Raw genomic sequence first — 20,677 nt, forward strand, 5'->3', positions numbered from 1 at the left:
GACCGGCGGCTCAGTCGATGGGATGAAGGGGGATCAGTCGAGCGCCTTGGCGCGCTCGATCGTCATGCCCGAGGGCATCATGTTGACGTTCGCGTTGTGGATGACCCAGAGCGAACCGGAGACGATGATGGCGATCAGCATGATCGTCAGCAGGAAGATCGTCGTGTTGCTGCGCTGGTCGGGTGCGGTGCCGAGGTGCAGGAAGAAGACGAGCTGCACGAGGAGCTGCACCACGGCAAGTACGGTGATGATAGGCAGGATCGCCTCGGAGGGCAGCACGCCGCTCATGACGGCGCCGAAAGAAAGTCCGGTCAGGCCGAGGGACAGCATGAAGCCCCAGACATAGGATCGCAGGCTGGCATGCGTCGCTGTTTCGGAAGGAGAGTGAGCCATCAGAGAACGCCCCTGAGATAAACGAAGGTGAAGACGCAGATCCAGATCAGGTCGAGGAAGTGCCAGAACAGGCTGAGGCAGGCGAGGCGGCGGCGCACGACGCCGTCGAGGCCGAAGCGCCAGACCTGGTGGATCATCGTCGCGAGCCACAGAAGACCGGCCGTCACATGCAGGCCGTGCGTGCCGACCAGCGTGAAATAGGCCGACAGGAAAGCGCTGCGGCTGGGGCCTGCGCCCTCGGCGATCAGTGCCATGAATTCATGGATTTCCATGACGATGAACACGGCGCCGAACACGAAGGTGATGCCCAGCCACTGCATGACCTTGGCTTTCGCGCCCGCCTGCAGATGCAGCCCGGCCATGCCGAAAGTGAAGCTGCTGATCAGCAGGATCACGGTTTCGATCGCGACGTAGGGGAGGTCGAAGATCTCCCGGCCGCCCGGGGCGCCGGCGGTATTGGCCGCCAACACGCCGAAGGTCGCAAACAGCGTCGCGAAGATGAGGCAGTCGCTCATCAGGTAGATCCAGAAGCCGAGAACGGTGTTGCCGCCGCTGTCGTGCTCGCCGTGGCCGTGATGGCCTCCGGCGTGGCTGCCGTGCTGGTCTGGTTTAACGTGAATGTTCATCCGTCAGGCTCCTTTGCGCATCAGGGCGAAGCGTGCGTTTTCGATCCGCGCGACCTCTGCGGCCGGCACGTAGTAATCGACGTCGCGGTCGTAGGATCGGGCGAGGAAGGTTGCGATCATTCCGGCAAGGCCGATGGCCGCGAAGACCCACATGTGCCAGATCAGCGCGAAGCAGAGCACGAAGCTGAAGGCCGAGATCACGAAGCCTGCCGCCGTGTTGCGCGGCATGTGGATGTCTTCGTATTCCCAGACGCGCTCGTTCGCCTTGCCGGTCTGCTTGTCTTCCCAATGCTGCTCGAGCGAGGTGATCTCCGGCACATGGGCGAAGTTGTAGAACGGCGCCGGCGAAGCGGTTGCCCATTCGAGGCTGCGCGCATCCCAGGGATCGCCGGTGACGTCGCGGTTCTGCTCGCGGTCGCGGACGCTGACATAGAGCTGAACGAGGATCGCCAGGATGCCGAGGCCGATGATGATGGCGCCGATCAGCGCGACGACCAGGTAGGGGTGCCAGCCGGGCACCTCATAGTGGTTCATGCGCCGCGTCATACCCTTGAAGCCGAGGATGTAGAGCGGCGTGAAGGCCAGCCAGTAGCCGATCAGCCAGCACCAGAAGGAAACCTTGCCCCAGAACTCGTTGAGCGTGAAACCGAAGACCTTCGGGAACCAGAAGCTCATGCCGGCGAGGCAGCCGAAGACGACGCCGCCGATGATGACGTTATGGAAATGGGCGACGAGGAACAGGCTGTTATGCAGCACGAAATCGGCGCCCGGGACGGCCAGCAGCACGCCGGTCATGCCGCCGACGGCGAAGGTGACCATGAAGCCGATGGTCCACAGCGTTGCCGAATGGAAACGGATCCGGCCGCGATACATCGTGAACAGCCAGTTGAACAGCTTCACGCCTGTCGGGATCGAGATGATCGTCGTCATGATGCCGAAGAAGGCATTGACGTTGGCGCCCGAGCCCATGGTGAAGAAGTGGTGCAGCCAGACGAAGAAGGACAGGATGCCGATCGACGAGGTGGCGTAGACCATCGACTTGTAGCCGAACAACGGCTTGCGCGAGAAGGTGGCGATCACTTCGGAATAGACGCCGAAGCACGGCAGGATCAGCACGTAGACCTCGGGGTGACCCCAGATCCAGATGAGGTTGATATACATCATGGCATTGCCACCAAGCTCGTTGGTGAAGAAATGCATGTCGAAGTAGCGGTCGGCGGCGAGCAGCGCGAGCGTCGCCGTGAGAACCGGGAAGATCGCGACGATCAGGATGTTGGTGATCAGCGAGGTCCAGACGAAGACCGGCATCTTCATCAGGTTCATGCCCGGCGCGCGCATGCGCAGGATCGTCACCACGAAGTTGATGCCTGCGAGCGTCGTGCCGAGACCGGAGACCTGAAGTGACCAGATGTAATAATCGACCCCGACCGTCGGACTGTAGGCAAGCCCCGAAAGCGGCGGATAGGCGACCCAGCCGGTGGCGGCGAAATCGCCGACGAACATCGACACCATGACGAGCACGGCGCCGACGGCCGACAGCCAGAAGCCCAGCGAATTGACGAACGGGTAGGCGACGTCGCGGGCGCCGAGCTGCAGCGGCACGACGACGTTCATCAGGCCGAGGATGAAGGGCGTGGCGACGAAGAAGATCATGATAACGCCGTGGGCGGTGAAGATCTGGTCGTAGTGATGCGGCGGCAGGTAGCCGGCGGCGCCGTCACTGGCGATCGCCTGCTGCACACGCATCATGATCGCATCGGCAAAGCCGCGCAGCAGCATGACGAGGCCGAGGATGAAATACATCACGCCGATCTTCTTGTGATCGACCGAGGTGATCCATTCTTCCCAGAGGTATTTCCACCAGCCGTGATAGGTGACCCAGGCGAAGAGCGCGATGCCGAGCAGGGCGACGACCGCGCCTGTTCCCATGATGATCGGTTCGTGGAGGGGGATGGCGTCGAGAGTGAGCTTACCAAACATCAGTTGTTGTTCCAGGCGGTCGGATAGGGAGTGGCAGCCGTGCAGATGTCGGAGGTGGCGGCATCCGCGGTCTGCGGCATGCGGTCGGCCATGTAGCGGTTGACGACGGAATCGAAGATGCCCGGATCGACATTGGCGTAGACTGCGGCGGGGTTCTTGATGCTCGGGGCTTCGAGCGACCGGTAGTTCTCCGCATTCAGCGTCAGCGGCGAGCTCTTGGCCTGCGCCACCCACTTGTCGAAGTCGGCGGGGCTCGTTGCCACCACGTCGAAATGCATGTCGGAGAAGCCAGGGCCGCTGAAGGCCGAGGACAGGCCGTCATAGGTGCCCTGCTCATCGGCGATCAGATGCAGCCGGGTGCGCATGCCGGCCATGGCGTAGATCTGCGTGCCGAGCTGCGGGATGAAGAAGGAATTCATCATCGATTCCGCCGTCAGCGTGAAGTTGATCGGCGTGCCGGCCGGGATCGCCAGGTGATTGACGGAAGCGACGCCGTAATCCGGATAGATGAACAGCCACTTCCAGTTCAGCGCCATCACTTCGACGCGTACCGGCGGCAGCTTCGAATCCAGCGGCTTGTATGGATCGAGCGAATGGGTGGTTTCCCAGATCATCACGGCGAGGATGCCGACGATCAGGCAGGGGATCGTCCAGACGATCGCTTCGATCTTGGTCGAATGCGCCCAGTCCGGCGCATAGGTCGCCTTGGTATTCGTGGCGCGGTAGCGCCAGGCGAAAAACACCGTGAGCACCATGACGGGAATGACGACCAGCAGCATCAGGCCGAGCGCGACGAGGATCAGCGTCTTTTCCTGCGCGCCGATATCGCCTTTCGGGTTCATCAGCTCGAGATGTTCGCAGGCGGTGAGCGAGGCAGCCGTCAGCAGCATTGCGCCGCCGGTGCGGAGAAAACGGAAAGCGCGGGAGAGCGTGCCGCGACGGTTTGGTCGGCCGGACATTGCGTCATGGCGCATACAAAATTCTGTCATAATATGCCTTATACGCATACAATATTGATTGTGTGCTGCATGCGCTAACAGGAAAGCCCGTCGCAATCAACCTGCTCGCGGTGAAAGCTGACAATCTGCGACAAAGTGGCGTCGAATGAGTGTCTCTAAACCGTTAATTGTATGGATTTCTGAAATAACGGTCCATACAATACCTCCGCGACGTCGCGCAGCGCATAGGCCGCAGCAATCGGGTCGTTTGGTGAGCTGAGGGGATTGCAAGACGCAGAACGGCTCCTGAGCAGCCCGTTGCCGGGCTGTTCAGAAGCAGAAGATCAGGGGATGACGGCTGGGGTCAGCCGATCCGCTTGCCGTTGCCGTCGAAGAAATGAAGGCTGGATTGGGCGGCGCCGATGGTGACGCGGGAATCGATGGTGATCTGCGAGCGGCCGGGGACGCGGAAGACGATATCCTGAGCGTTCGGCAAGGTGCCGTGGACATAGCTTTCGGCGCCGACCAGCTCGACAGCGCCGACACGGACATCGGCGGTGAAGGCATCGGACTTGCCCGGTTCGGCAAGGTGAAGGTCTTCCGGGCGGATGCCGAGGGTGGCGGTACCAGACGGCAGCGGTGTGGCGCCGTTGCCGAGTGCAAAGCCGCTGCCGCTCGTCTCCAGCAGGTTCATCGACGGCGAGCCGATGAAGGTGGCGACGAAAGTGGTGGCCGGCTTTTCGTAAAGCTCGATCGGTGTTCCGACCTGCTCGATCTGGCCGCCGTTCAGGACGACAAGCCGGTCGGCGAGCGTCATGGCTTCCATCTGGTCGTGGGTGACATAGACGCTGGTCGTTGCGAGCGCCCGCTGTAGCCGCTTGATCTCGACGCGCATCTGCACACGCAGTTTGGCATCGAGATTGGAGAGCGGCTCGTCGAACAGGAAGGCCGCGGGTTCGCGGACGATGGCGCGGCCCATGGCGACGCGCTGGCGCTGGCCGCCGGAGAGCTGGCGCGGCTTGCGCTCCAGGAAGGGTTCGATCTCCAGCGACTTCGCCGCCTTGACGATCCGCCGCTCGATCTCGTCCTTCGGCGTGTTGCGGTTCTTCAGGCCGTAGGCGAGGTTCTGGCGCACCGTCATATGCGGATAGAGCGCATAGTTCTGGAAGACCATGGCGATATCGCGCTCCGAGGGTTCCAGGTCGTTGACGACGCGCTCGCCGATGGCGATCTGGCCCGACGTGATGCCTTCCAGACCGGCGATCATCCTGAGCAGCGTGGACTTGCCGCAGCCGGAGGGGCCGACGAGAACGACGAGCTCGCCGTCGGCGATATCAAGCGAAACGCCCTTGATGACTTCGACGCCGCCGCCATAGGTCTTGCGGACATCCTTGAGGGTGATTCTGGCCATTACTTCTCCGTCTCCACAAGACCTTTTACGAACCAGCGCTGCATCAGCACCACGACGAGGATGGGCGGAATGATCGCAAGGATCGCCGTCACCATCACGAAATTCCAGGGCGTTGCCGCGTCGGTGAAATCCACCATCTTCCTGAGCCCGATAATGATCGTGTTCATCTGCGCGTCATTGGTAACGAGCAGCGGCCAGAGATACTGCGTCCAGCCATAGATGAACAGAATAACGAAGAGCGCGGCGATATTGGTGCGCGACAGCGGTAGCAGGATATCGCGCATGAAGCGGAACGGTCCCGCATTGTCGATGCGCGCCGCCTCCAGCAGTTCGCCGGGGATCGTCAGGAAGAACTGCCGGAACAGGAAGGTTGCGGTCGCCGAGGCCATCAGCGGCAGGGTCAGTCCTGCATAGGTATCGATCAGGCCGAGATCGACGATGACTTTGTAGGTCGGCAGGATGCGCACCTCGACCGGCAGCATCAGCGTCACGAAGATCATCCAGAAGAACACCATGCGCAGCGGAAAGCGGAAGAACACCACCGCGAAGGCCGACAGGAAGGAGATCAGGATCTTGCCGACGGCAATCAGGATCGCCACCACGAAGGTGTTGAAGAGCAGCCGTTCCAGACTGACGCCGACGGCGCGCTCGACGCCGCCAAACAGCGCCTCGCTGTAATTCTCGGTGAAGTGGCTGCCCGGCAGCAACGAGATCGGCGGCTTGATGATCTCGGCAGAGGTCATCGTCGAGGCGATGAACGTGTAATAGATCGGAAAGGCGACGATGATGATGCCGATGATCAGCATCAGGTGGCCGATGAGGCTGGCGATGGGGCGTTTTTCAATCATTTCAGGCCCTCACGCATAGTGCACGCGCTTCTCGACGAAGCGGAATTGGAAAGCCGTCAGTGCGATGACGATGATCATCAGGATCACCGACTGGGCCGCGGACGAGCCGAGATTGAGGTTCACGAAGCCATCGTTATAGACCTTGTAAACAAGCGTTTCCGTCGCCTTTGCCGGGCCGCCGCCGGTCACCGAATGGATGATGCCGAAGGTGTCGAAGAAGGCGTAGACGGTGTTGACGACGAGCAGAAAGAAGGTGGTCGGCGCCAGAAGCGGGAAAACGATGGTCCAAAAGCGGCGGCTGCCGCGGGCGCCGTCGATCGCGGCTGCCTCGATCAGCGATTTCGGGATCGCCTGCAGGCCGGCGACGAAGAACAGGAAATTGTAGCTGATCTGCTTCCAGGCGGCCGCGACGATGACCAGCGTCATCGCCTGGTTGCCATTCAGAAGCGGATCCCAGAGAAAGCCGTTGCGGCGCAGGATATAGGCGAAGGTGCCCATGGCCGGATTGAACATGAAGAGCCACAGCATGCCGGCGACGGCAGGCGCCACGGCATAGGGCCAGATCAGCAGCGTGCGATAGAAGGTCTGCCCACGCACCACCTTGTCGGCGGCCGTCGCCAGGGCCAGCGCCACGACCATCGAGAGCAGCGCCGTCAGAACGCTGAAGACGACGGTGACGTAGAGCGAGTGCAGATAGTTGGGATCGGCCAATACATCGCGAAAATTCGCAAAGCCGACGAAGCCGCTTTTCAGGCCGAAGGGGTCTTCGCGCTGCATCGACTGGTAGAGCGCCTGGCTGGCCGGCCAGAAGAAGAAGACCACCGTGAGGATGATCTGCGGGGCCACCAGGAAATAGGGGAGGATCTTGTTCGGAAAGACGACGCGCTGCACGGCGATCTCCTTGGCATGAAGGGACCGCCCGCGGCCGAAGCTGCGGGCGGCATTGCGCCGTAACTTACTGGCCGATCGCCTGCTGGATTGCGGCATTGCCGCGTTCGACCGCCTTGTCGAGGGCAGCCTTGGCATCCTGCTTGCCGGCGAGCATCGCTTCGAATTCTTCGTTCATGATGTCGCGTACCTGCGGCAGGTTGACGAGACGGACGCCCTTGGAGTTTTCGGTCGGAGCCTTGCCCATCATCTGCAGGATCGGCGTTTCGCGGCCCGGGTTCTTCTCGTAGAAGCCGGACTTCTTGGTGTCTTCATAGGCGGCCATGGTCACCGGCATGTAGCCGGAGACCTGGTGCAGGCGTGCCTGGATCTTGGTCTGCGACAGGAAGTGGAAGAACTGGGCGATGCCCTTGTATTCCTCATCGCTCTTGCCGGCGAAGACCCAGAGGCTGGCGCCGCCCGGAATAGTGTTCTGCGGACGTCCTTCGCCTTCATAGTAAGGCAGCTGGCCGATGCCGTAGTTCATGCCCGTCTTGATGATGTCGCCGAGGCCGCCGGAGGATTCGGTCATGATGCCGCATTCACCCGAAGTGAAGAGCTGCTTGGCCTCGGAGGTACGGCCGCCGTAACGGAACGTGCCGTCCTTGGCGAGATCGGCGATCGCCTGGAAATGCTGAACGAAGAGCGGCGAGTTGAAGGCGAGCTTCACGTCGGTGCCGGCAAGACCGTTTTCGTTGGAGCCGTAGGAAACGTTGTTCCAGGCGGCGAGGTTTTCGGTCTGGATCCAGGTCAGCCAGGTGGACGTCAGGCCGCAGGAGGAGGCGCCGCTCGACTTGATCTTCTTGGCAGCTTCGAACACTTCAGGCCAGGTCTTCGGCGGGCTTTCCGGGTCGAGACCGGCCTTCTTGAAGGTGTCCTTGTTGTAATAGAGGATCGGCGAGGACGAGTTGTAGGGGAAGGACAGCATCGTGCCATCAGGCTTCGAATAATAGGCGGCGATACCAGGCAGATATTCCGACTTGTCGAACTTGAAGCCACCCTTTTCGAGAACCTGGGCCGCCGGCATGATCGCGCCCTCGGCGCCCATCATCACGCCGCTGCCGGCATCGAAGACCTGCAGGATCGCCGGCGCCTGCTTGGCGCGGAAGGCGGCGATGCCGGCATTCAGGGCCTCCGGATAGGTGCCCTTGAAGACCGGAACGATCTTGTAGTCCTTCTGGCTGTCGTTGAATTCCTTGGAGAGCTGGTTGACCACCTCGTTATTGGCGCCCGCCATGGCGTGCCACCACTGCAGTTCGGTCACCGCGAAAGCGCTCGAAGCGAAGGAGAGCGACAGGGTGACGGTTGCCGCCGATGCGGCGATGAAACGAATGGACATGGTTCCTCCCTATGTGTCCTGCCGCGCCGTTTCAGCCGGTCACGGCTTGCCGGCGCAGATCCTCCTCGATCTCACCGGCCGGTTTCGTTGCGAAACTTTGCGCATACAAAACGAAAAGAAACGAACTGGCAAATGAAATTGTGAAGGTTTTGTGACATAGTGTTTATGACAGTTTTGTCGAGTGCGGCTTTGGTCGAATTCGCAAGCCATCTTCTCTCCCGCGGGACGACCTGATAGCGTCGCCGCCATGCATTCCTCGCTCCAGCTTTCCCCCCATGATCACGCCCTTCTCGACGGCCGCCACGGCGAGGCTGCGGCATTTGCGATGCGGCTTCTGGTGCGCTTTGCCGAAGCCGTCGGCGCTCAGGAATTGGTGGATATCGAAGCGGCCCATATCGACGGCTGTCTCTATCTCGGCGAGGTCAGCCTCGATTTCGTCGAGCGCATGGTCTCATGGGGCGGGCGCGTCCGGGTGCCGACGACGCTGAATGTCGGCTCGGTCGATCTCATCCATCCCGAACTGTTTCGCGGCGACGCGGAGCTCGGCCGCAACGGCGCGCGGCTGATGCGGGCGCATGAAGAGCTCGGCTGCGTGCCGACCTTCACCTGCGCGCCCTACCAGACGATCTTCCGGCCGCGATTCGGCGCGCAGATCGCCTGGGCGGAATCGAATGCCATCGTCTTTGCCAATTCTGTGCTCGGCGCCCGCACAAATCGCTATGGCGATTTCATCGATCTCTGTTGCGCGCTGACCGGCCGGGCGCCCTATTACGGACTGCATGTCACGGAGAACCGCCATGCCACAGTGCTGATCGATGTCGAAGCTTTCCCTGACGGCGATGCCGGATCGATCTGCGTTGCGGCCGGTCACGCCATCGGCCGCCGCTGCGGCGACAGGATCCCGGTTATCCGTGGTTTGCCGAAGGAAAGCTCCGAGGACGATCTGAAGGCGCTGGGCGCCGTTGCCGCGTCGGCGGGTGCCGTCGCACTTTTCCATGCCGTCGGCCTGACGCCGGAAGCGCCGACGCTTGAGGCAGCCTGCGGCGGAAAAGAGCCGGTGGAGATCATCCGTCTCAGCCGTGACGACATCCGCGAGACGATCCGCAATCTCTCGACGGTGGCGGAGGGCACGGCGCTTGCCGCGGTGAGCATGGGCACGCCGCATTTCTCGATCGGCGAGTTCGAGCGGCTGATGCCGCTGCTCACGGCGGAGAAGGCGGCGACCGACATCTATATCAACACGAACCGCGAGGTTCTGGCGGAGCTCGAAAACCGCAGCTGGCGCGCGAGGCTGGAAGCCGCGGGCATCACGCTCGTCATCGATACCTGCACCTATGTGACGGCGATCATCCGCGACATGTCCGGCGCCGTCATGACCAATTCCGGCAAATGGGCTTATTACGCGCCCGGCAATATCGGCGTCGACGTCGCCTTCGGCTCGCTGGCCGAATGCATGGCCTCGGCCCGGGCGGGCAAGGTGGTGCGGCTGTGACCAGTTTCTTCGCAACGACGCTCATGGAAGGCAGCGCGGCAGCGCCGGCCTTCGTGCTGGCCGAACCCCTGAGCTTCTGGGGCGGCGTCGATTCCGCGACCGGCCGGATTATCGACCAGTGGCATCCGCAGAGCGGCCAGTCGATCAGCGGGTCTATCCTGGTCATGGAAGCCGGACGGGGATCGAGTTCGGGAAGCTCGGTGCTCGCCGAAGCGATCCGGCTGAAAACGGCGCCTTCAGGCATCATCCTGTTGAAACGCGACGCGATCGTCGTCACCGGCGCAATGGTCGCCGAGGCGCTCTATGGCATCGGCTGTCCGGTCGTGCTGGCGCGGGCGGAGGATTGGACGCAGATCGTGCAGGCCGAGCGCCTGTCTGTTGTAGCCGGGGAGCGCGAGGCGCGAATAGAGATTGTGCAGCCGTGAGCGGCTGCTGGAGGAGGATGAAATGACCAAGACCGAAAAGCCGCTGGCGATCAGCGCACCGGAGCCACGCACGCTCGACCTGATCTTCAGCGACGCGGCGCGTCGCGTGCTTCATGATAAGTACGAGATCGTCGAGGCGGACCCAGACAATATTGCCGGTCTCGGCGATGCCGTTCTCGGCAAAGCCCGCTACATCATCGGTCAGCCGCCGCTTTCGGAGGAGACGCTGGCGCGGATGACCTCGCTGCGCTGCGTGCTGAATGTCGAAAGCAATCTCATCAACAACATGCCCTATGACATTCTCTTCCAGCGCGGCATCCATGTCGTCACGACCGGCCAGGTCTTCGCCGAGCCGGTGGCCGAGATCGGTCTCGGGTTTGCGCTCTCTCTGGCGCGCGGCATCGTCGATGCTGATGTCGCCTTCCGCGAAGGCAACGAGCTCTGGGGCGGCGAGGGCAATGCCAGCGCCCGGCTGATTGCCGGATCGGAGATCGGCATCGTCGGCTTCGGCGATCTCGGCAAGGCGCTGCGGCGCGTACTCTCGGGCTTCCGCGCCAAGGTCCGGGTCTTCGATCCCTGGCAGCCGAAATCGATCCTGGAGGAAAACAATGTCGAGGCGGCAAGCCTCGAAGACGTGCTGACAAAGAGCGATTTCGTCTTCGTCGTTGCTGCCGTCACCAGCGAGAACAAGGGTTTCCTCGGCGCCGAAGCCTTTGCCAGCATGCGCAAGGGTGCGGCTTTCATCCTGCTCAGCCGCGCCGATGTCGTCGACTTCGATGCACTGATGGCAGCCGTCGCCTCCGGCCATGTCGTGGCCGCCAGCGATGTCTACCCGGAAGAGCCGCTGCCGCTGGATCATCCGGTGCGAAAACTCAAGGGCTTCATCCGCTCGGCTCACCGCGCCGGAGCCCTCGACAGCGCCTTCACGAAGATGGGCGACATGGTGCTTGAGGACATGGATCTGATGGATCGCGGCCTGCCGCCGATGCGCTGCAAGCGGGCCGAACGGGAAACGGTTTCACGCATGCGCTCGAAGGGCGTGAAGATCAACTGATCAAATCTTCGCGGAGGGCTATTCCTTGCATTGTCAACGCAGGCGGCTCTTGCTAGTCCGGGCCGTCCGCTCATGCATTCCTTCGCAGGCCTTCCATGTTTTCCAGATCGACCGATGAGGCGCCGTCCCCGCTGGTGGGAATAGCCCTTGCCTGCATCGGCTATTCGCTGTTCGCCATCCAGGACGCCGTCGTCAAATGGCTGGTGGCCGACTATGCCGTGCCGCAGATCCTGTTCATCCGCAGCGTGATGATCGTCGGTTTCTCGGCCTTCTTCATCCATCGGAACCGGCATCCGTCGATCCTGAAAAGCCCGCACAGAAGTTCCGTTCTGCTGCGCGCGGTGCTGATGCTCGGCGCCTGGCTTTCCTATTATTCGGCCGCCCGTCATCTCGGTCTCGCCGAAATCACCACGATGTATTTCAGCGCGCCCGTGATCACCGTCGTGCTGTCGATCTTCATTCTCAGGGAAAATGTCGGGCCGATCCGCTGGCTGGCCTGCATCGGCGGTTTCATCGGTGTCGTCCTGGCCGCCGATCCTGCCGAGGCGCCAAGCCTCATTCCGGCCGGCATGGTGTTCTTCGCCGGCTTCTGCTGGGCCTGGAGCACCATCCTCGTGCGCCTCGTCAGCCGCACGGAAAGCACGGTCAACCAGATGCTGGCGACCGGCGTGCTGTTCACCGTCGTCTGCGGCGCGGCGCTGCCCTTCGTCTGGAAGACGCCCGACCTCTTCGGCTGGACGCTGATGATCGGGCTCGGCTGCATCAGCGCCGCCGGTCAGTACATCCTCTATGAAGGTTTCCGCTATGCACCGGCCTCGACGCTGGCGCCGATCGAATATAGCGGGCTGATCTGGGCATTCCTCTACGGCTACCTGATCTGGGCCGAAATCCCGACGCTGAACGTCGTCGCCGGAGCGGTCCTCATCGTCGGCTCCAGCCTGATCCTGATCTGGTGGGAACGCCGTCTGGTGATCATGTCGCGACGTCGCCTGACGGCTTGAGATTGCGCTTGGATTTCAGCCGGAAGGCGAAAAACGTAAGACTTCGTTAACCACGCTTGGATAGGAGTTGTTAACCGTACCGCCGCTCCACGGCGGTGCGCGCTAGCACCGGCCGATCCAAAGATGAAACCTCTGCTTCCGGCATTTTCGCGCCGTCTCGGCCTCTTCACGGCACTGGTCTCCGCTGCCGTGCCTGGCCATGGCTATGCGCAGTCGGCGTGGTCGGGAAGCGCGGATAACGAATTCAGCAACTCGGCAAACTGGACCCCGTCTGCTCCCGGTCCCACGGACACTGCAACCGTTGATACCGGATCGCCGCAGGTCACCAATGGTGTGACGGTCGACAAGCTCGATGTCGATGGCGGCAACGTCACCATCACCAATACCGGCGCATTGACGGCGACCGGCGGCAGCACGATCAGCTCGGGCAGCATCAGCATCAATGCCGGTGGCGTCCTGAATTCCGATGTCGATCTCAATGGCGGCAGCCTGTCGGTCGATGGCGATCTCAATGGCCGGCTGATGCTGAACAACGGCAATGTCACCGTCAACGGCACGCTCGACAGCGGCGTGGTCGGCTCCGGTACCCAGCTGTCGAACAACGGCGTTATCGATGGCGTCGATGTCTCGTCCGGCGGCACCTTCGTCAACAACACGGGCGGCACCGCTACGTCGGTGACCAATGCAGGCACGGCATCCAATGCCGGGACGATCGGTGATCTCACCAACACGGGCGGAAATTTCACCAACAATACCGGCGGCAGGGTGACGGGAAAGACGACGGTCTCCGGCGGCACCGTGACGAACAACTTCGTCATCACCGATGCCGATGTCGCGGCCGTGGCGGCCTTCGTCAACAACAATGGCGCGACGGCGGGCAATGTCAGGAATGCCGGCACGACGTCGAATGCCGGGACCATCGCCTCGCTTCGAAACGAAGGCGGGACCTTCACCAACAATTTCGGCGGCGTCGTCACCGGTGGCACTGTTGTCTCGGGCGGCACGGTTACCAACAATGCGACGTTGAATGCCGTCGATGTCGGGGCGAACGGCACATTCAGCAATGCGAGCGGCGCGACCGCGGGGGCGGTTACCAACGCCGGAACGAGCTCGAATGCCGGGACGGTTGCCTCGGTCACCAACACAGCGGGAAGCTTCACCAACAATGCCGGTGGCAGGGTGACTGGCAACACCGTCGTCACCGGCGGCACGGTCACCAACAATTTCGTCATTACAGATGCCGATGTCGCGGCGGTCGCCGCCTTCGTCAACAATAGCGGTGCGACGGCAGGCAATGTCAGGAACTCCGGGACCGTCACGAATGCCGGGACGATCGCTTCGCTCCGCAATGAGGGCGGCACATTCACCAACAATGCCGGCGGCACCGTCACCGGCATGACGACGGTGACCGGCGGTACCGCGGTCAACAACGCGACCCTGGCCGATATCGATATCGGCGCGGCCGGCAGCTTCATCAACAATAGCGGCGCCGTCGCCGGCAGGGTCACCAATTCCGGCACGGCATCGAACGACGGAACGGTGGCCGAGCTCGTCAACAATGACGGCACCTTTTCCAACACCGGCACGATCACCGGATCGGCACGGGTAGCGGGCGGTTCGCTGATCAATGACGGGACGATTTCGGGAACCGTCGATGTCGACGACGACGGGCTTCTCTCCGGCAGCGGCGCGATCGGTGCGCTTTCGGTCAATACAGGCGGGGTGCTCTCGCCCGGTCCGGGCATTGCGGCTCTGACGGTCAACGGCGGCGTCACATTCCGCACCGGTTCGACCTATCAGGTGGATGTCAGCGGCGGTGGCCTTTCCGATACCGTGAACGCCTCGGGCGCCGTCGTCATCGACGGCGGCACATTGGATATCCGCAGCAACGGCGGCAGCTACGGGCTGACCAACAACTATACGATCCTGAGCGGCTCGGGCATCACCGGCACCTTCGACGACATCACCAGCAACTTCGTCTTCCTGTCGCCGACGCTGACCTATGGCGCGACCGCGATCGACCTGGCGCTGGACCGCAATGCGGTGCAGTTCGCCGATGTCGCGGAGACGGCAAACGGGCGCGCGACCGCAGCGGCAGTCGAGGCGCTCGGCGGCGCAAACGCGCTCTATTCCGCCATCCTGCCGCTCGATGCTGAGACGGCCAATGACGCATTCACGCAGCTGAGCGGCGAGAGCCATGCCTCGCTCGAAAGCGCACTCCTCTGGGAAAGCCGCTTCGCGCGCGAAGCCGTCCTCGACGAGATCGCCCTCGATCCCGCAAGACAGAAGGACAGCGTGAGGTACTGGAGCTCCAGCTTCTACGCATCGAACCTCTGGTCGGGAGATGGCAATGCGGCGGGCTTTGACGGCAATGTCGCGGGCGTCATGTTCGGTGCCGACGGCCCGATCTCGGATCAATGGCGCCTCGGCGCCATGCTCGGCTACAGCCACGGCGCGCCGCAGCAGGCGGAAACGGATTCCTATCACGCCGGTCTCTATGCATCGGGTGAGTTCGGCGACGTGAACCTCGTCGGCGGCGCAATCTATTCGCATAACGATATATCGGCCCGCCGAGATATCGCCTTCGGAAGCTTCACCGACCAGCTCTCCGCCGATTATGCGAGTGCGACGTCGCAGGTCTTTGCCGACCTTTCCTGGACGGGCGAACTCGACGGCATCAAGCTTCAGCCCTTCGCCAACCTCGCTTATGTCAATCTCGATACAGACGCCTTCCAGGAAAGTGGCGGGGCGGCGGCGCTATCGGGAGCAAGCGACAGCGAAGCGATCTTCGCTTCGACGATCGGCATCCGCTGGTCGATGGACTGGCACGCAAACGATCTTCCGCTCTCCTTCACCGGCATGCTCGGCTGGCGGCATATTGCCGGTGACGTCACGCCGTCTTCGAGCTTCGCCTTTGCCGGTGGCTCGCCCTTCATCATCGATGGCGTCACGATGCCGGAGGATGCGGCAGTCATCAGGCTTGGCGTTTCCGCCAAGGTCACGAAGACGGCCCGCCTGACGCTCAGCTATTCCGGCGAGTTCGGCAAAGGCCTGCAGTCAAGTGCTGCGCAGGCCAACCTTTCGGCGAGCTTCTAGCGGCCTAGCTTCGCACCAGCACGTTCCCCGACTTCAGCCAGAAGGGTGAGAGATAGAGCGGCGTCGAGGAAAGCGGCAGGATGTCGTCCTTCAGCGCCACGCCGAGCTTGTCGGCCATGAAAGCGCGGCGGGCGGCGATGCGGGCATGCATCGCGGGGTAGCGTTTCTGGATTTCCGCCCGCAGGGCATCGTCGGCAAAGGCGATCGCGTCTTCGCAGTTCAGCGCCCAGCCGGCCGGCATCGGCACGGGGATGACATCGACCTGGAACGGCATGCCGGAGCGCAGGCGATCCGTCGAGCCCGGACGCACCGGCGAATGGAGCCATTCCTCGTGGCTGCCGAGATGGCCGGGATTGAGCGCGGAATTGAGGCCCGCCGATTTGAGTTTGCCGGTGACCGCTTCGAAGAGCTCGCCGCCCGAGACGCCGATGCCCGCCGTCTCGTACCAGGTGATCAGCGCCTCGAAATAGGCCTTCGACGGCTTCAGGAAATCGTCATCGTGATCAGCAAGCAATCCGGCGCGCGACGAGAGTGCGCCCCAATACCCGAGCGCCGTGGTGACGCCGTCACCGCGCTTCAACCTTCGAGCAGTCGGGCTGCGCAGGCCGACGATGTGCTCGCCCTTGCTGACGGAGGCAAACATCGTGTGGACGTTCAGCGGATCGCCTTCATAGCCGAGCCGCCCGAGCGCTTCGAATTCCGTATCGCCTTCGCGGACGCCCGAGACGACGCGCCAGAGCGCTGTCGAGCAACGCGCCGCCGCCCATTCGAAGGCCGCGAGCTGGTCGACATCGACGATGGCGCGCAAGCCGGTTTCCGGGTGCATGAGCACCTCGGTGCGATCGATGAGCCGGCCCTGGCCGCCGATGACGCGGCTCAGCACCTTGACGATGAAATCGGGGACGAAGAAGCTCTGGGCGTAGTCGTCATCTTCCTCGGCAGATAGATATTTCCAGCCGACGAGACCGATGCTGTCGCCCGCTTTGATCCCCGCATCCTTCAGCCGGTCGGCGAGGCGCGGGTTCTGCGAGCGGTCCTGGCCCATCAGGCTGAAGCTCTGGGCGCGCAAGACCTCGATATCGGGCAGTCCGGCAAGCACGGTGTAGCTCTCGGATTCATTGCCGGTGATGATGACCCGCCTGCCGCCCTTGCCGAGCAGCAGCAGCGCCTCTTCGAAGCGGGGCTCGAAGCCCGAGAGGTGCATGATGTTTCCGAAATGCTCGCGATCGGCATAGACGACGAGCCAATCCGTGCCCGCCGCTTTCAGCGCCGCATCGGCACGGGCGGCATAGGTGGTTGCCGGGATCTGCGGCTGTTCGCCGAGAGGACCGAAGTCGGGCAGGGCGACGGGTGCAAGCGTAATGGCCATGTTTCCTCCGATGCGCCCGCTCCAAATCGGGCTCGATTGATATGGCGAGATGGCAGGCGCCAGGTCAATTGCCGAAGGCCAGCCATTGCAAAAATGTCGTGATGGCACATTCTAATTTTCGAAAGATGCGCGGCCGCGCCATTCTTGGCCCGGAAATTCCGCAACTGGAATGATACTATCAGCGTTACATGCCGAGGGAGCGGAAGAGGAGCCCTCCCCAGGCGTCATGGTTCACCACTGCGATCTCGGGAGGAGAGCAGATGCTGGCGACGAGTGTATCGCTCGACGATAAATATACGGCCGACGAAGGCCGGGTCTTCATGTCAGGATTGCAGGCGCTGGTTCGCCTGCCGATGGTTCAGATGCGCCGCGACCATGCGGCCGGGCTGAATACGGCCGCCTTCATCTCGGGCTATCGCGGCTCGCCGCTCGGCGGCTACGACCAGCAGCTGATGAAGGCGCAGCGCTATCTCGATCAGCACCAGATCACCTTCCAGCCCGGTATCAACGAGGATCTTGCCGCGACCGCCGTCTGGGGCAGCCAGCAGGCGGGGCTTTCACCGGGCGCCAACAAGGATGGCGTTCTCGGCATCTGGTATGGCAAGGGGCCGGGCGTCGACCGCTCCGGCGACGTGCTGAAACATGCCAATGCCGCCGGCACCTCGAAACATGGCGGCGTGCTCTGTTTTGCCGGTGACGATCACTCGGCCAAGTCGTCCACCGTGCCGCACCAGACCGACCATGATTTCATGTCGGCGGTCATTCCGGTTCTCTATCCGTCCTCCATCCATGAATTTATCGAATACGGCCTGCTCGGCATCGCCATGTCGCGCTATTCCGGCTGCTGGGTCGGCATGAAGTTCATCGCCGATACGGTGGAGACCACGGCGGCCGTCGATCTCTCCGGGGAGAAGCGCCAGTTCATCATACCCAGCGATTTCGAGCTGCCGCCCGGCGGCCTCAACATCCGCTGGCCGGATCCGCCGCTGATCCAGGACGATCGCCTGCAGACCTACAAGGCCTATGCGGCCATCGCCTTTGCCCGCGCCAACCGCGTGGACGAGATCACCCATGACGCACCCCACGCCCGCTTCGGCATCATCTCCTCCGGCAAGGCCTATGAGGATGTGCTGCAGGCGTTGCGCGAGCTGGAGCTCGGGCGCGAGGAGATGGAAGCGATCGGCATCCGCATCCTGAAGGTGCGCATGCCCTGGCCACTGGAACCCGAGGCCGTGCGCCACTTCTCGGAAGGTCTGGACGAGGTGCTGGTCATCGAGGAGCGGCGCGAGATCATCGAGAACCAGATCAAGCAGCAGCTCTTCAACTGGCGCGCCGATGTGCGCCCGCGCATCGTCGGCAAGTTCGACGAGCATGACAAACCCTATCTCAGCCTCTCGGCGGCGTTGACGGTCGGCGCCGTGGCGCGTGCCATCGCCGGACGCATCCTGAAGCTCGATATGGATCCGTCGCTGCACCGGCGGATTTCCGACAAGCTCGCCTATCTGTCCGAGCGCGGCCAGATCAGCCGCAGCCATGTGCCGCCGTTGCAGCGCACGCCGTTCTTCTGCTCCGGCTGTCCGCACAATACCTCGACGCGCGTGCCGGAAGGCAGCCGCGCGACGGCGGGTATCGGTTGCCACTACATGGTCACCTGGATGGACCGGAACACCGAGACCTTCACGCAGATGGGCGGCGAAGGCGTTCCCTGGACGGCGATCGCCCGCTTCACCGACGAGAAGCACATGTTCGTCAATCTCGGCGACGGCACCTATTTCCACTCCGGCATCCTGGCGATCCGCCAGTCGGTCGCCGCCAAGGTGAATGTCACCTACAAGCTGCTCTATAACGACGCCGTCGCCATGACCGGCGGCCAGCAGATCGACGGCTACATGACGCCGCAGCTGATGACCAAACAGCTCCATAACGAAGGCGTCTCGCCGATCTATCTGCTGTCGGACAACCCGGATGCCTATGTGGCGCCCGAACTCGCCCCCGGCGTCATCGTCCTCCACCGCGATCACCTCGATCCGGTCATGCTGAAGCTGCGGGAAACACCGGGATGCTCGGCGATCGTCTATGTGCAGACCTGCGCTGCCGAGAAGCGCCGGCGCCGCAGCCGCGGCCTGATGGAGGATCCGGCCAAGCGCGTCTTCATCAATGAGGCCGTCTGCGAAGGCTGCGGCGATTGTTCGGTGCAGTCGAACTGCATCTCGGTCGAGCCCCTCGAAACAGAATTCGGCCGCAAACGGCATATCAACCAGTCGACCTGCAACAAGGACTTCTCCTGCGTAAAGGGTTTTTGTCCCTCCTTCGTTACCGTGAAGGGCGGCGAGCGCAGGAAGCGCAAGGCGGTCGAGCCCGTCGATGCCGACATTCCGATGCCCGTCATCCCCGAGATCGGCGACCGTCCCTGGAATATCGCCATCGCCGGCGTCGGCGGTACCGGCATCCTGACGATCGGCGCGGTGCTCGGCATGGCCGCCCATCTCGACGGCAAGGTGCCGATGATCCTCGATATGGCGGGTCTTGCCCAGAAGGGCGGCGCGGTGATGAGCTATCTGCGCATCGGCCGCGAGCAGAAGGACGTGACCTCGCCGCGCATCGTCAATGGCGGTGCCGATCTCTTGCTCGCGGCCGACGATGTCGTTGGCGCCTCGAAGGATGCGATCACGCTCTGCAAGACTGAGCGCACCACCGCGATCGTCAATACAGGCCTGATGCCGGTTGCCGATTTCGTCCGCAATCGCGACTTCGATTTCAAGACCGGCTCCGTCATGCACACGATCGCCAAGACCGTCAGCGACCGCTCGGTCTTCCTCGACTTCGGCCATGCGGCGACCGCCCTGACGGGAGATGGCATCAATACCAATATCCTGCTGACCGGCTTTGCCTGGCAGTCGGGTCTGGTGCCGCTGTCGCTGGAAGCGATCGAAAAGGCGATCGAGCTCAATGGCGTGGCCGTCAAGGCAAGCCGTGCTTCGTTCAACTGGGGGCGGCTTCTCGCCCACGATCCGGAAGCCGTCCGCGCCGCAATGGGCGAGAAGGAAGAGCGCAGGACGCTCGCCGACATGTCCTTCACCGAGGTCGTCGCCCATCGTAAGGCGCATCTGACCGCTTATCAGGACGAGCGGCTTGCCGCCCGTTTCGGCGCCCTCGTGGAGGGCGCGAAGGCTGCCGCCGCAAAGGCCGGTCTCTCGGACAAGGTCCCCTTCGCCGCCGCCGTCACCTATGCCCGCGTGCTTGCTTACAAGGACGAATATGAGGTGGCCCGGCTGCTGACCGATCCGGCTTTCGAAGCGAAGATGCGCGAGGAAATGCAGGGCGATTTCCGCCTCGTCTTCAATCTCGCCCCGCCGGTTCTTTCGGGCAAGGACCCGAACGGCCGCCCGAAGAAGCGCGAGTTCGGCGCCTGGATCCTGCCGCTGCTGCGTGGTCTTGCACGCTTCAAGAGCCTGCGCGGCACCGCACTCGATCCCTTCGGCTACCTGCATGAGCGCAAGCTCGAGCGCCGGTTGATCGCGGACTACGAGAAAGTGGCGGCCCGCGTGCTTGCCAGGCTCGACGGCGGCAACGAAGCGGAAGCTCTTGCCATTCTGACGCTGTTCGATGAGATTCGCGGCTACGGGCCGGTCAAGGAGGCGGCCGCCCGGACGATCATGGATCAGGTCGAGACGCGTCTGAAGGCGTACGAAACATCGGGTGAGCCGGCACGCATGCCGGACGCCGCATAAGCGACGGTCTGACGACAGGGAGATAGACCCGCTCTGCGCTCGAAGAG

15 protein-coding genes are annotated in these 20,677 nt (G+C 62.8%); 6 read left to right on the forward strand and 9 right to left on the reverse strand.

Annotated features, from left to right (window positions below):
* Positions 1-33: 33 nt before the first annotated feature.
* The 8 genes from cyoD to ugpB all read right to left on the reverse strand — a co-directional run bounded on the left by cyoD (position 34) and on the right by ugpB (position 8,462).
* The gene (gene cyoD, locus ACQZ5H_RS09770; protein ID WP_449097516.1) at positions 34-393 is read right to left on the reverse strand and encodes a cytochrome o ubiquinol oxidase subunit IV; all 360 of its coding nucleotides are present in this window, start codon (positions 391-393) and stop codon (positions 34-36) included.
* Positions 393-1,013, reverse strand: a complete 621-nt coding sequence (cyoC, locus tag ACQZ5H_RS09775; protein WP_449097658.1) for a cytochrome o ubiquinol oxidase subunit III — start codon at positions 1,011-1,013, stop codon at positions 393-395. The genes cyoD and cyoC overlap by 1 nt, the downstream gene beginning before the upstream one ends.
* 9 nt (positions 1,014-1,022) lie before the next feature.
* The gene (gene cyoB, locus ACQZ5H_RS09780) at positions 1,023-2,999 is read right to left on the reverse strand and encodes a cytochrome o ubiquinol oxidase subunit I (RefSeq protein ID WP_449097517.1); all 1,977 of its coding nucleotides are present in this window, start codon (positions 2,997-2,999) and stop codon (positions 1,023-1,025) included.
* Positions 2,999-3,958: a ubiquinol oxidase subunit II gene (gene cyoA / locus ACQZ5H_RS09785; protein WP_449097518.1), complete on the reverse strand. Its 960-nt coding sequence runs from the start codon at positions 3,956-3,958 to the stop codon at positions 2,999-3,001. The genes cyoB and cyoA overlap by 1 nt, the downstream gene beginning before the upstream one ends.
* Positions 3,959-4,301: 343 nt before the next feature.
* Entirely contained in the window at positions 4,302-5,348 is a 1,047-nt protein-coding gene (locus tag ACQZ5H_RS09790; RefSeq protein ID WP_449097519.1) for a sn-glycerol-3-phosphate import ATP-binding protein UgpC, read from the reverse strand.
* On the reverse strand, positions 5,348-6,196 hold the full coding sequence (gene ugpE / locus ACQZ5H_RS09795; RefSeq protein ID WP_112516416.1) for a sn-glycerol-3-phosphate ABC transporter permease UgpE: 849 nt from the start codon (positions 6,194-6,196) through the stop codon (positions 5,348-5,350). The genes ACQZ5H_RS09790 and ugpE overlap by 1 nt, the downstream gene beginning before the upstream one ends.
* A 9-nt stretch (positions 6,197-6,205) precedes the next feature.
* Positions 6,206-7,087, reverse strand: a complete 882-nt coding sequence (ugpA, locus tag ACQZ5H_RS09800; RefSeq protein ID WP_112714517.1) for a sn-glycerol-3-phosphate ABC transporter permease UgpA — start codon at positions 7,085-7,087, stop codon at positions 6,206-6,208.
* Between the two features lie 64 nt (positions 7,088-7,151).
* Complete coding sequence (gene ugpB / locus ACQZ5H_RS09805) at positions 7,152-8,462, reverse strand: sn-glycerol-3-phosphate ABC transporter substrate-binding protein UgpB (RefSeq protein WP_130280297.1); 1,311 nt, start codon at positions 8,460-8,462, stop codon at positions 7,152-7,154.
* A gap of 247 nt (positions 8,463-8,709) precedes the next feature.
* Here ugpB and ACQZ5H_RS09810 point away from each other — a divergent pair, with 247 nt between their 5' ends.
* From ACQZ5H_RS09810 to ACQZ5H_RS09830, 5 genes are all read left to right on the forward strand, one after another.
* On the forward strand, positions 8,710-9,954 hold the full coding sequence (locus tag ACQZ5H_RS09810; RefSeq protein WP_449097520.1) for an aconitase X: 1,245 nt from the start codon (positions 8,710-8,712) through the stop codon (positions 9,952-9,954).
* Positions 9,951-10,379 carry an aconitase X swivel domain-containing protein gene (locus ACQZ5H_RS09815; RefSeq protein WP_449097521.1) on the forward strand — a complete coding sequence of 143 codons (429 nt, stop codon included), beginning with the start codon at positions 9,951-9,953 and terminating at the stop codon, positions 10,377-10,379. The genes ACQZ5H_RS09810 and ACQZ5H_RS09815 overlap by 4 nt, the downstream gene beginning before the upstream one ends.
* Before the next feature lie 22 nt (positions 10,380-10,401).
* A complete protein-coding gene (locus ACQZ5H_RS09820; RefSeq protein ID WP_449097522.1) occupies positions 10,402-11,433 on the forward strand; it encodes a hydroxyacid dehydrogenase in 1,032 nt (343 codons plus the stop codon).
* A 95-nt stretch (positions 11,434-11,528) separates the two neighbouring features.
* Positions 11,529-12,434, forward strand: coding sequence for a DMT family transporter (locus tag ACQZ5H_RS09825; RefSeq protein WP_449097523.1), 906 nt, complete (start codon positions 11,529-11,531; stop codon positions 12,432-12,434).
* Between the two features lie 123 nt (positions 12,435-12,557).
* Positions 12,558-15,530, forward strand: coding sequence for an autotransporter outer membrane beta-barrel domain-containing protein (locus tag ACQZ5H_RS09830; protein WP_449097524.1), 2,973 nt, complete (start codon positions 12,558-12,560; stop codon positions 15,528-15,530).
* Positions 15,531-15,534: 4 nt separating this feature from the next.
* Here the strand turns inward: ACQZ5H_RS09830 and ACQZ5H_RS09835 are convergent, their stop codons facing one another.
* Positions 15,535-16,899 (reverse strand): Xaa-Pro aminopeptidase, encoded by a 1,365-nt coding sequence (locus ACQZ5H_RS09835; RefSeq protein WP_449097525.1) that lies wholly within the window; start codon positions 16,897-16,899, stop codon positions 15,535-15,537.
* Between the two features lie 260 nt (positions 16,900-17,159).
* Here ACQZ5H_RS09835 and ACQZ5H_RS09840 point away from each other — a divergent pair, with 260 nt between their 5' ends.
* A complete protein-coding gene (locus tag ACQZ5H_RS09840; RefSeq protein ID WP_449097526.1) occupies positions 17,160-20,630 on the forward strand; it encodes an indolepyruvate ferredoxin oxidoreductase family protein in 3,471 nt (1,156 codons plus the stop codon).
* Positions 20,631-20,677 lie beyond the last annotated feature (47 nt).

Source organism: Rhizobium sp. 21-4511-3d, assembly GCF_053522545.1.

What these genes read in the sequence shown, in the direction of transcription:
- ugpE (WP_112516416.1), bottom strand. Translation starts at nt 6,196, where the DNA reads ATGATTGAAAAACGCCCCATCGCCAGCCTCATCGGCCACCTGATGCTG.
- ACQZ5H_RS09810 (WP_449097520.1), top strand. Translation starts at nt 8,710, where the DNA reads ATGCATTCCTCGCTCCAGCTTTCCCCCCATGATCACGCCCTTCTCGAC.
- ACQZ5H_RS09840 (WP_449097526.1), top strand. Translation starts at nt 17,160, where the DNA reads ATGCTGGCGACGAGTGTATCGCTCGACGATAAATATACGGCCGACGAA.
- cyoA (WP_449097518.1), bottom strand. Translation starts at nt 3,958, where the DNA reads ATGTCCGGCCGACCAAACCGTCGCGGCACGCTCTCCCGCGCTTTCCGT.
- ugpB (WP_130280297.1), bottom strand. Translation starts at nt 8,462, where the DNA reads ATGTCCATTCGTTTCATCGCCGCATCGGCGGCAACCGTCACCCTGTCG.
- ACQZ5H_RS09790 (WP_449097519.1), bottom strand. Translation starts at nt 5,348, where the DNA reads ATGGCCAGAATCACCCTCAAGGATGTCCGCAAGACCTATGGCGGCGGC.
- cyoB (WP_449097517.1), bottom strand. Translation starts at nt 2,999, where the DNA reads ATGTTTGGTAAGCTCACTCTCGACGCCATCCCCCTCCACGAACCGATC.
- ACQZ5H_RS09825 (WP_449097523.1), top strand. Translation starts at nt 11,529, where the DNA reads ATGTTTTCCAGATCGACCGATGAGGCGCCGTCCCCGCTGGTGGGAATA.
- ACQZ5H_RS09820 (WP_449097522.1), top strand. Translation starts at nt 10,402, where the DNA reads ATGACCAAGACCGAAAAGCCGCTGGCGATCAGCGCACCGGAGCCACGC.
- cyoD (WP_449097516.1), bottom strand. Translation starts at nt 393, where the DNA reads ATGGCTCACTCTCCTTCCGAAACAGCGACGCATGCCAGCCTGCGATCC.
- ACQZ5H_RS09830 (WP_449097524.1), top strand. Translation starts at nt 12,558, where the DNA reads ATGAAACCTCTGCTTCCGGCATTTTCGCGCCGTCTCGGCCTCTTCACG.
- ACQZ5H_RS09835 (WP_449097525.1), bottom strand. Translation starts at nt 16,899, where the DNA reads ATGGCCATTACGCTTGCACCCGTCGCCCTGCCCGACTTCGGTCCTCTC.